Origin of the sequence: Ferrimonas kyonanensis DSM 18153 (assembly GCF_000425405.1) — a bacterium.
In the GTDB taxonomy this organism is placed as follows: Bacteria; Pseudomonadota; Gammaproteobacteria; order Enterobacterales; family Shewanellaceae; genus Ferrimonas; species Ferrimonas kyonanensis.
In genome coordinates this window covers 221,047-230,978 of sequence record NZ_AUDJ01000014.1, presented here as the reverse complement: position 1 = coordinate 230,978, position 9,932 = coordinate 221,047, and the positions used below count along the sequence as shown (strand labels likewise).

The 9,932-nt window shown below is 57.0% G+C and carries 12 protein-coding genes; 7 read left to right on the top strand and 5 right to left on the bottom strand.

Annotated elements, in window-relative coordinates; translation table 11 throughout:
* Window positions 1-318 precede the first annotated feature (318 nt).
* Window positions 319-837, bottom strand: a complete 519-nt coding sequence (locus H598_RS0106860) for a GNAT family N-acetyltransferase (protein ID WP_028112359.1) — start codon at window positions 835-837, stop codon at window positions 319-321.
* Between the two features lie 355 nt (window positions 838-1,192).
* Here H598_RS0106860 and H598_RS0106855 point away from each other — a divergent pair, with 355 nt between their 5' ends.
* Window positions 1,193-1,384, top strand: coding sequence for a hypothetical protein (locus tag H598_RS0106855; RefSeq protein WP_028112358.1), 192 nt, complete (start codon window positions 1,193-1,195; stop codon window positions 1,382-1,384).
* A 78-nt stretch (window positions 1,385-1,462) separates the two neighbouring features.
* On the opposite strand, the gene pgm is transcribed toward H598_RS0106855, so the two are convergent.
* Together pgm and seqA are read right to left on the bottom strand one after the other, a co-directional pair.
* Window positions 1,463-3,106 carry a phosphoglucomutase (alpha-D-glucose-1,6-bisphosphate-dependent) gene (gene pgm / locus H598_RS0106850; protein WP_028112357.1) on the bottom strand — a complete coding sequence of 548 codons (1,644 nt, stop codon included), beginning with the start codon at window positions 3,104-3,106 and terminating at the stop codon, window positions 1,463-1,465.
* Window positions 3,107-3,161: 55 nt separating this feature from the next.
* Window positions 3,162-3,725, bottom strand: coding sequence for a replication initiation negative regulator SeqA (gene seqA / locus H598_RS0106845; RefSeq protein WP_028112356.1), 564 nt, complete (start codon window positions 3,723-3,725; stop codon window positions 3,162-3,164).
* 135 nt (window positions 3,726-3,860) lie between these two features.
* Here seqA and H598_RS0106840 point away from each other — a divergent pair, with 135 nt between their 5' ends.
* The 4 genes from H598_RS0106840 to fldA all read left to right on the top strand — a co-directional run bounded on the left by H598_RS0106840 (window position 3,861) and on the right by fldA (window position 5,824).
* Window positions 3,861-4,637: an alpha/beta fold hydrolase gene (locus tag H598_RS0106840; RefSeq protein WP_035415568.1), complete on the top strand. Its 777-nt coding sequence runs from the start codon at window positions 3,861-3,863 to the stop codon at window positions 4,635-4,637.
* 100 nt (window positions 4,638-4,737) lie between these two features.
* On the top strand, window positions 4,738-4,959 hold the full coding sequence (locus H598_RS0106835; RefSeq protein ID WP_028112354.1) for a DUF2788 domain-containing protein: 222 nt from the start codon (window positions 4,738-4,740) through the stop codon (window positions 4,957-4,959).
* A 13-nt stretch (window positions 4,960-4,972) separates the two neighbouring features.
* Entirely contained in the window at window positions 4,973-5,260 is a 288-nt protein-coding gene (gene ybfE / locus H598_RS0106830; RefSeq protein WP_028112353.1) for a LexA regulated protein, read from the top strand.
* 42 nt (window positions 5,261-5,302) lie between these two features.
* Window positions 5,303-5,824: a flavodoxin FldA gene (fldA, locus tag H598_RS0106825; RefSeq protein WP_028112352.1), complete on the top strand. Its 522-nt coding sequence runs from the start codon at window positions 5,303-5,305 to the stop codon at window positions 5,822-5,824.
* A gap of 47 nt (window positions 5,825-5,871) precedes the next feature.
* Here the strand turns inward: fldA and H598_RS0106820 are convergent, their stop codons facing one another.
* Complete coding sequence (locus H598_RS0106820; RefSeq protein ID WP_028112351.1) at window positions 5,872-6,351, bottom strand: DUF4442 domain-containing protein; 480 nt, start codon at window positions 6,349-6,351, stop codon at window positions 5,872-5,874.
* 291 nt (window positions 6,352-6,642) lie between these two features.
* Between H598_RS0106820 and H598_RS0106815 the strand changes: the two genes are divergently transcribed.
* Both H598_RS0106815 and yfbR read left to right on the top strand, forming a co-directional pair.
* Window positions 6,643-7,857, top strand: a complete 1,215-nt coding sequence (locus tag H598_RS0106815) for a pyridoxal phosphate-dependent aminotransferase (RefSeq protein WP_028112350.1) — start codon at window positions 6,643-6,645, stop codon at window positions 7,855-7,857.
* A 99-nt stretch (window positions 7,858-7,956) separates the two neighbouring features.
* Window positions 7,957-8,556 (top strand): 5'-deoxynucleotidase, encoded by a 600-nt coding sequence (gene yfbR, locus H598_RS0106810; protein ID WP_028112349.1) that lies wholly within the window; start codon window positions 7,957-7,959, stop codon window positions 8,554-8,556.
* A 440-nt stretch (window positions 8,557-8,996) separates the two neighbouring features.
* On the opposite strand, the gene H598_RS23575 is transcribed toward yfbR, so the two are convergent.
* Entirely contained in the window at window positions 8,997-9,857 is an 861-nt protein-coding gene (locus H598_RS23575; RefSeq protein ID WP_035415566.1) for a cobalamin-binding protein, read from the bottom strand.
* Between the last annotated feature and the right edge of the window lie 75 nt (window positions 9,858-9,932).

The following is a 9,932-nucleotide window of genomic DNA, read 5'->3' as shown; positions in this document are numbered from 1 at the left end:
GTTGATGAGGAGAACAACCAGCACCGAGCTCTGCCAACACCGCAATCACTGCTCGTTTACCCCTCCCCCTCCCCATTAGCACCGTCGCCCTTGCGCACGCGAGGGCCCAGCGGCTTTGATTTTGATCCTGGGAAAGACGCTGGATTCTCGCCTGCGCAAGAATGACAAAAGGCACAGACACTGGCTACCCGCGTGCGCGGGCACGACGGAGGGGGAAATAGTGGTCGTCCTTGCCAACACCAGGGCCCAGCGGCTTTGATTTTTGATCCTGGGAAAGACGCAGGATTTTCGCCTGCGCAAGAATGACAAAAAACGCGGTCACTCCCCTAGAGGAAGTTCGTCGACGCTGGGGCGCTCAAACCGCTGATCCCACATCTGGCGATCCTCATTGTAGAAGCGCTTACTCAGGGTAAAGCCAAACCGCTGCAAAATCCGGGTCGACGCAATATTGGGCTCAAAGACCTCGGCCACCAGCCGGGCTTCGGGGTGGTGCTCCGCCACCCAGGCCATCAGCGCCGCCATGGCAGCGCTGCCAAGACCGAGTCCCCAGTGGCTCCGCCCCAGCTTGTAACCCACTTCATACTGTCCTGACTCCCCCGGATAGAATGCCACCGTGCCGATGTCTCCCAACTGTGGATGGGTTACTACCCACAGCTTAAGGCCTTGCGGGTTGTCATAGCCGGCCAGCAGTGCGGGCATCTGCTGCTGGATCTGCGCCAAGGTCTGCGGGCCGCGGTCGGTGTAACGCATCACTTCAGGATCCCGTTCCAGCTCAAACAGCCAGGTTTCATCATCCGGCGTCAGTCGCCTTATGCTCAGGACCTTTCCCTCTGTCATTACCGCCTCTTTGCCAAGTAACCAGATTCCGAACTTGCAGCAAGCGCAGAAATAAATCAACGGTTCTCATCCGCAACCGCGGCGGGCACATCTCTGCCGTGCACCATCGCAAAACACTGGCACAATTTCACACCCAACAAAGATTGCAGGAGCCTGAAAAATAAAGAGATAGTACCAAAGCCCCGGAAAGGACTGGCCAATAACCCACTCACTTTCCGAGGAAGTAGTATGCCAGTTTTGTTGCGACGACACGCGGGCCACCTGCAGCGGCGCCACCGCCCTAAAAACGAGGGCGACCGCTGCTGCCGCAGTCATGCTGCAATGATTTCACGGAAATTTTAAAAAGGACTTCACCATGTTGACCAAAAAACACCTTGCCGCCCTGATCATGGCCGCCAGCGCTGCCTTTGGCGCCTCCATTTTCGGCGCCTCAGCCATGAACAGCTGCGCCTGGCAGTGCATGTTGGAACACAACGCCTGTGTCGAGTCGGGCACCAGCGAACGCTACTGCGAAAACCAGTACAAATCCTGCCGCAGCCAGTGCTGATGTTACCTCGGCCGCATTAGCCGGCGGCACAAAAAACGGCAGCCCGAGGCTGCCGTTTTTTTGTGCGTGATGATAGGACTACTCCGCCTCAAACACCGCACTGACCAGGGCCTTGGCGTCCTCAAGCAGCAGTTCGAGATGCGCCTCGCTCTTCAGACTTTCGGCGTAGATCTTATAGATGGCTTCAGTACCGGATGGACGAGCAGCAAACCAGCCGTTTTCAGTGGTCACTTTGAGTCCACCGATGGCTGCGCCATTTCCCGGAGCCTGGGTCAGTCGCGCCACGATGGCTTCGCCTGCCAGAGTATCGGATTGCACCTGCTCCGGCTCCATCGCCTTAAGCAGGCTCTTCTGCGCGTCATTGGCCGGCGCATCGAGTCGGCGATAAAACGCCTGTCCAAACGTCTGCTCCAACTCACGATAGCGCGCTGCCGGCGACTGGCCGGTCACCGCCAGAACTTCGGCCGCCAGCAGTCCCAGAATAAAGCCGTCCTTATCGGTGGAGAAGGCCTGCCCTTGCTTATCCAGGAAGCTGGCTCCGGCGCTCTCTTCTCCGCCGAACGCCAGATTGCCCTGGTGCAGGCCGGATACAAACCACTTAAAGCCTACCGGGACTTCCATCAGTTGACGACCATGGCTGGCCACCACCCGGTCGATAATGGCGGAAGACACCAGAGTCTTACCCACGGGCAGATCGCCCCGCCAGTTCGGCCGGTGTCCCAACAGGTAATCGATGGCTACCGCCAGGTAGTGGTTCGGGTTCATCAGGCCGCCATCACGGCACACAATGCCATGGCGATCGAAATCCGGATCATTGCCAATGCTGATATCAAAGTCGTCTTTGAGTTTGAGCAGATTGGTCATGGCAAAGGGCGACGAGCAATCCATACGAATCTTGCCGTCTTTATCCAGGGGCATGAAGGCAAACGCTGCATCCACCACCGGGTTAACCACCTCGATGTCGATGTTGTACTTGGCCGCAATCCGTGGCCAGGTGTGCACACCGGAGCCCCCCATGGGATCGACACCGATCTTCAGTTTGGCACCGCGAATGGCATCAAAATCAATGACATCGGCGAGATGTTCGACGTAGGTGCCGATGATGTCGACCGATTCAATCAGCCCGGAGGCCATCGCCACATCCAGGCTAACCTGCTGCACGCCGCTAAGACCATCGCTCAGGTAAGCGTTGGCCCGTTCGGCGATAAATCCGGTGGCATCGGTATCCGCCGGGCCGCCATAGGGCGGATTGTACTTAATGCCGCCGTCTTGCGGTGGATTGTGAGACGGAGTCAAGATCAGCCCGTCGGCCCGATCGCCCCCCTGGCGGTTATGATTCAGAATGGCATGGGAGATCACCGGCGTTGCTACAAAGCCCCGCCCCTCCTGAACCCGGGCGGTCACACCGTTGGCCGCCAACACCTGCAATACCGAAGTGAACGCCGGCTGACTCAGGCCGTGGGTATCAAACCCCAGGTACATGGGGCCATCAAACCCCTGCATCTGGCGATAATCCACCACCGCCTGAGCAATCGCCAGGATGTGCGACTCATTAAACGAGCGGCTAAAAGCGCAGCCCCGGTGGCCCGAGGTGCCAAAACTGACTCGTTCGGCGCTGTGCTTGGCATTAGGTTTAAGGGTGTAGTAACTGCTGACCAGATGGCTGATGTCGGTGACATCAGCCGGGCTGGCCGTTTGGCCAGCTCGGGAGTGGTGTGCCATAGATTTTTGTCCTGCTTAACGCGTCCGTGCTTCGATGTTCTTTACGTTAGCGACCTTAGATGCGCGCTGCAACGTCCTGAGCCACCTCATCGGGGCACCCCAGCTTAACCGCGACCGATTTCAGCAACGTGCGCTTCTTAGCGGTATTGTTGTTGGACGTCACCCAGTAGGTGCTATCACCGATCTGCTTAGGGTTGGCGGTCTTACTGGCCGACAACAACTCCTCTTTGCTGGTGGCAAAGTAGAGTCGGTCACGGCCGCGAATCTCCAACACACCGGAAAACGCTTCCGGCTGCTGCCGGTACAGGGCATCCAGCAGATACAGGAAACGACCAACCGCCCCTTTCTGCTGGGTCAGCAGCGCATCGTCCAGCAACTCGCTGAACTGGCCCGCTTCGGCGACCCGGGAGCGCACCTCCAGTTGAGGCGCCTCTTCAACCACGACACTGCTGCGCTGTTCCAGTCCCGGCTGACTGATCTGCTCGGGAATGGCCGCCTCAACGTTGCTCGTCTGCAGATTCAGCAAACGACGCAAAATGTCGGAGGCACTCTCGCCAATACGCTGAGTGTTACTGGCAATGTGGCTATACAGTTCGTCGTCGATTTCGATATATTTCATGGGCTTTCCGATCGCCGGGTTGATGTCGACAGGCATTATAACCACACCAGACGAAATCAGGCTACGCCACCGTTTGCATTTTGCCGTTTGCGTCAGCACAATTTGCGCCACCAAAGCACTTCGCATCAGGACGCTATGCTGAACTTCATTGACCAGGGACACGGGCCCGCCGTGGTGTTGATCCACGGGCTATTTGGAAATGCCGATAATTTAGGCCGCCTGGGAGCGGCACTGCTGGCCGAGCACTGGCGGGTGATTCGAATTGACCTCCCCAACCACGGCCGCTCGGTCATGGGGTACCCCATGTCACTGGCCAATATGGCCGAAGCCCTGGAGCAATTGCGTCGGCAACTCAGTCTCGACCGCTGGGCCCTGGTGGGCCACTCATTGGGAGGCAAAGTGGCGATGACCTACGCCCAGGCCCATCCGCAACAGGTGAGCGCCCTGGTGGTGGCCGACATCGCCCCGGTGGGGTATCAGACTCAGCGGCATCAAGCGGTTCTCGCCACCCTGACCGAACTGAATCAGCAGCCGCAACTGACCCGAAAATCCGCCCAACAACACTTCAACCAAGCCGGCATTGACAGTGGCACCAGCGCCTTTCTGCTGAAAAACCTGCGTCCGGACAGTGACGGTGACTATCATTGGCAGCTGGACATCAACACCATCGTCCACCACTACCCGGACATCATCGGTCCACTGCCGGAGCAGCCGCCCTATTCGGGCCCGGTGTTGTTTGTGAAAGGGGAGCGCTCGGATTACCTGCTGCCGGAACACCGGCCGGAGATCGGCCGCCGCTTTCCCCAGGCAAAAGCCCGGATCATTACCGGCACCGGTCACTGGCTGCACGCCGAAAAACCCGATCAGTTCAACCGTCATGTGGCGCAGTTTCTGGCGCCTTATCAAGGGTAAATCCCATACGGTTACTATGATAAGTTACCGCTGAAAACCGTTCTAACCCCAGTGAGGTTATGCTATAGTAGCCCGCCGGTTTCGCCAGGATGGTAAAAGGATGTTAGTCACAGACGTAGCACAGCTCGAAGCAGTAGGGTTAAACCTGTTTTTTGCAGCGGTGTTTTTTCTGATTGGAATGTCGATCCGGGACGTATTAAACAAAGGCGATGTTCCTCCTTTTGGTCGTGGCATCGTCTGGCTCGTGCTCTTTCTCGGCTGTGCCGGCTTTATCGCCAAAGGCATTATTCAGCTGGTATGGGAAGGCGCCGGGATTGGTTAAGTAGCGACAATGCATGGCAGTAGAAAAGACGGATAGAACCACCATGGATCTGTTCGCGACTGAGAAGCGTCGCGGCAGGCCCAGAAGCAACCCGTTGCCTCGAAAAGAGCAACTGCGTGTCAACAAGCGCAATCAGATTCAGCGCGACCGCACCCTGGGGTTGAAACGAATTGAACTTAAAGTTTCCGATGAACTCTATACTGCATTAAATGAGCAGGCGACCCTGGACAATGTCAGTCGCGGTCAATTGATAGAGTCCATTCTTCTGAAACAGTTTCAACAAGTTGGTAAGGCTGACTAGACACTGTCAGCCGCAGTTATTGACGAACAAATAGGTAGATAAATGGCAAGCGTAGGTCTGTTTTTTGGCAGCGACACTGGCAACACCGAAGCCGTCGCCAAGATGATCCAGAAAAAACTGGGTGCAATCTGTGATGTGAAAGATATCGCTAAAAGCACCAAAGAAGAGATTGATGAGTTCAGCCTGCTGCTGTTCGGCATTCCGACCTGGTATTACGGCGAAGCCCAGTGTGACTGGGACGACTTCTTCCCCGAACTGGAGCAGATCGACTTTACCGATAAGCTGGTAGCCATCTTTGGCTGTGGCGACCAAGAGGATTACGCCGAGTACTTCCTCGACGCCATGGGTATGGTGGGTGACATCGTTCGCGATCGCGGCGGCATCATCGTTGGCCACACCTCCACCGAAGGTTTCGAGTTTGAAGCCTCCAAGGCGCTGGTTGATGACAACACCTTTGTGGGCCTGGGCATCGATGAAGATCGCCAACCTGAGCTGACCGAAAGCCGTGTCGATGCTTGGGTTAAGCAGATCTACGAAGAGATGTGCCTGGCGGAGTTGGCGTAAGGCCGACCTTCCACCCGCACAAAAAACGGACCTCGGGGTCCGTTTTTTTATGCCGCTTTTTGGTCTTTACCGGCAAACACCTTACGTACGTACAGCACTCGAGTCAGGCGGCACACCACGTCACCGCGGCCGTCTTTCACCTCCACCACAAACTTGGGCAGGTATTTACTGCCATCCGCAGTCGCTTGCCGTACCTGGCGAATGGTGTCGGCATCGATGACAAACTCCGCCGTCAGTCGCCCTTTGCCGGGCTTAATGAAATCGATGTCGGCGGATTTGTCCCAGACCCGGTAGCCCCGCCCCAACTTTCCCATCAACAACAAGGCATAAAACGGGTCGGTCATGGAAAACAGACTGCCGCCATAATGACTGCGGTTGATGTTGCGATTCCACGGGCGCTCTCTCAGCGCCACCCGACAGTAACTGTAGTCCGGTGCCAGTTTTTCAATCTTGATGCTGCTGAACAGCAGCGGTGGCCAAAGATTCATTATGCGACGAAAGGTTGCCGCCGAAACCGGGATTGCCATATCTCTCCATCTGGTATGACCTGCACAGAGGCCGTGTTATACCCTAACAACGGTGAAAAGTCATCCAGTCAGAAGCCTTTGAAAATCAGAGCATCAGGGAGGAAAATCAAACAACGACCTCAAGGTAACGCCAGCCAGCCCCAAACCAGGCAGTGAAAAACACCATTCATCACCCATCGGCTTACGCCTATCTCTACTCAGGCCCCATTTTGTAAGGCTTTCTTTAGCCAGCATAATCCGCTAACTTAACCACACTCTTCCCCTCCCTGCCGCTAAGAGGTACCTGTGGCCATGCACCCGATATTAAAGTCCGACAAACTCAGCACCGTCTGTTACGACATCCGTGGCCCAGTGGCTCGGGAGGCAAAACGGCTGGAAGAGGAGGGACACCGGGTTCTGAAGCTGAACATCGGCAACCCCGCCCCGTTCGGCTTTGAGGCCCCAGAGGAGATTGTCCGCGACGTCATTCACAACCTGCCGGAAAGCCAGGGCTATTGTGATGCCAAAGGGCTGTTTTCCGCCCGCAAGGCGGTGGTGCACTATTTCCAGCAGATGGGCATCCACGATCTGGATGTGGACGACGTCTACATTGGCAACGGCGTCTCAGAGCTGATTGTGATGGCGATGCAGGGTCTGCTCAATAACGGTGATGAAGTGCTGGTTCCGGCACCCGACTACCCGCTATGGACCGCCGCCGTGCACCTGGCCGGCGGCGCTGCCCGTCACTACCGCTGCGACGAACAGGCAGACTGGTTTCCGGATCTGGACGACATTCGGGCCAAGATCACCCCGCGCACCAAGGCGCTGGTGTTGATCAACCCCAACAACCCCACTGGCGCGGTGTACAGCAAAGCGGTGCTGCTGGAGCTGCTGCAGATTGCCCGAGAACACAACCTGGTGGTGTTCTCCGATGAGATCTACGACAAGATCCTCTACGACGGTGCCGAGCACATTCCCACTTGCACCCTGGCCGACGATTTGCTGATCATCACCTTCAACGGCCTGTCCAAGGTATACCGGGCCGCCGGTTTCCGCGCCGGCTGGATGGTACTGACCGGCAACCGTGGCATCGCCAAGAACTACATCGAAGGGCTGGAGATGCTGGCGTCTATGCGATTATGCGCCAACGTACCGGTGCAGCACGCCATTCAGACGGCCCTGGGTGGCTACCAAAGCATCCAGGAACTGATTCTGCCCGGCGGCCGCCTGCTGGAACAGCGGGATCTGGTGGTGGATCGCCTCAACGCCATTGATGGCGTCAGTTGCACCCGCCCCAAGGGAGCCATGTACGCCTTTCCCAAACTGGATGTGAACAAATTCAACCTGATTGATGACGAAAAACTGGTGCTGGACCTGCTGATGCAGGAGAAGATTCTGCTGGTGCAGGGCACCGCCTTTAACTGGCCCGAACCGGACCACCTGCGGTTTGTGTTCCTGCCCCACATCGAGGATCTCGGCCGGGCACTGGACAAGTTTGAAGCCTTTCTCAGCCGCTACCGGCAGTGATAGACTGAACCAACCCGTTGATCAAAAAGCGCCTCAGGGCGCTTTTTTGTTCATCGACCCAATGCCCAGCGGCAAGGCTGATACCCCAAGGAGCCCAACATGAGCCACAAGTTTTTAAACCTCGCCCTGCGGCAACGACTGCTGAAGCGCTGGAGCCTGATGTACTCGATGCAACCGGAATCCGTTTTGGAACACTCAGCCATCGTCGGCATTCTGACCTTTCTCACCGGCAAAATCGCCGAGCAACAGGGGCGGCAGGTAGATCTAAGCAAAATGCTCTCCCACGCCCTGCTTCACGACATGTCAGAAACCATTACCGGTGACGTGGTCACCCCGGTCAAGCGAGCCAACGACACCCTGTACAGCGAATTCAAACAGCTGGAGCGCGCCGCAGAAAAACGGATTCTACAAACGGCGCCGCCAGCGCTGCACAGCGCCATCGAAGAGGCCTTTAACCCCGGTGGCATTGAACAAGAGCTGGTGAAAGCCTGCGACATCTATTCCGCCTACCTAAAGTGCCGACTGGAAGTGGCCTTTGGTAACGCCGTCGAATTCGGTGACGCCCTGGCGCGCATGGAAGAGAGTGTGAAACAGGTCTGCGATCGCTATCCCGAGATGGCCATACTGCACCAATGGTTCGGTGAAGACAGCGATTGCTCTGTGGATCACCTGATAACCTCAAACGATTCCAACAGTTAGCCGCCGTCGTCAAAAAGTCGTCACCCGACAATTAAATGACGCAAAAACAGCTTCAAAATCAAAGGTTAAGCTTATTCCGAATCGTTCTAGCCACCGACAGGACAAGCAAACTATCTCTCTTATACTTTGAGTGTCATCGCGATGCCTGCAATGGCTCAGGACAAGGAAGTTAGAATGGATTGTCTCGCATCTCCCTGGACGCAACTGCTCCCGTGAGTCAATCCCGTCCCTACCCAGCCCTTCCTCTTGGCCTACAGCCATCGGCACGCGTCCATTCGCTCATCAAGGAGGACCGCACTCACGGAAGAGACCATGCAACACCGTGACAACCGGCTCACACTTCCCGGTTGCTCACTCGTCTTCGGCGGATCAGCGAAGACCCCCATCCCAAGCAGTTCGGTACTCTGATCCAGTTTTACCCAGCCATAATTTAGGCCCCGTCACATCGGGGCCTCTTTTTTGGCCGCCAGCACCTCGCGAGCCTGATCCAACGACTGACACAACTGCTCCATCCCCAGCAATATTCGCGGTCCGGTGCGATGGAGCCAATCACTGTTGACCTCGTACACCAAGCCCTTGTCGATGGCCGGAATCTCCGGCCATTGCTGCCACATGGTAACGTCATTACCACCGAGGCCGTGATTGGTCGGCACAATCAGCACCTGCGGAGAGGCGGTAATGACCTGCTCGGTACTGACCTGGGGGTAGTCGGCACGGGCATCGGCAAACAGATTGACGCCACCACAACTGGCGATCAGCTCGTCCATCCAGGCGCTGGACGCGGTCATCAACGGCGTCGACCACAGCTGATAAAATACCGTCACCTCGGCGCGATGCTGATAGCGGTTCAACAAGCGCTGATGGCGCTCGGTGAAAGCCGCCGCGGCGCGCTGCCCCTGCACGGGATGGCCGGTTTTCTGGCCTAATGACGCCATCAACGGGCCAATCTCGGCGATGCTGGTCACACTGGTATCGACCACCGGTAACCCCAGCGCCTTGAGGCGTTCGACAAAATGCCGCGACGTATCGCTGATCCCCAGCACCACCAGATCCGGCTGCAACTGCACCAGAGCTTCAAAATCCAGCTCATCGTGACGGCCAATGCGCCGAATCTGCTGTGCCGCCTCGGGGTAATCCGCGTACTCGATGGTGGCAATGATTTGCTCTCCCGCGCCAACCTGATACAGCAGTTCGACCGAATGCGGCGTTAAAGCGGCGATGCGCGGCAACGGCGCGCCCTGCGCCCAAGCCACACCACTCTGCACAGCCAGCAACCAGATAGCCAGCGTTCGAGCCAACATGGGGGGTATCCTTACTCTCATGGAAGACAAGCGTACTGTATCAGGGGCCCACTGCCCGGGCCAGCCTGAGCTGGC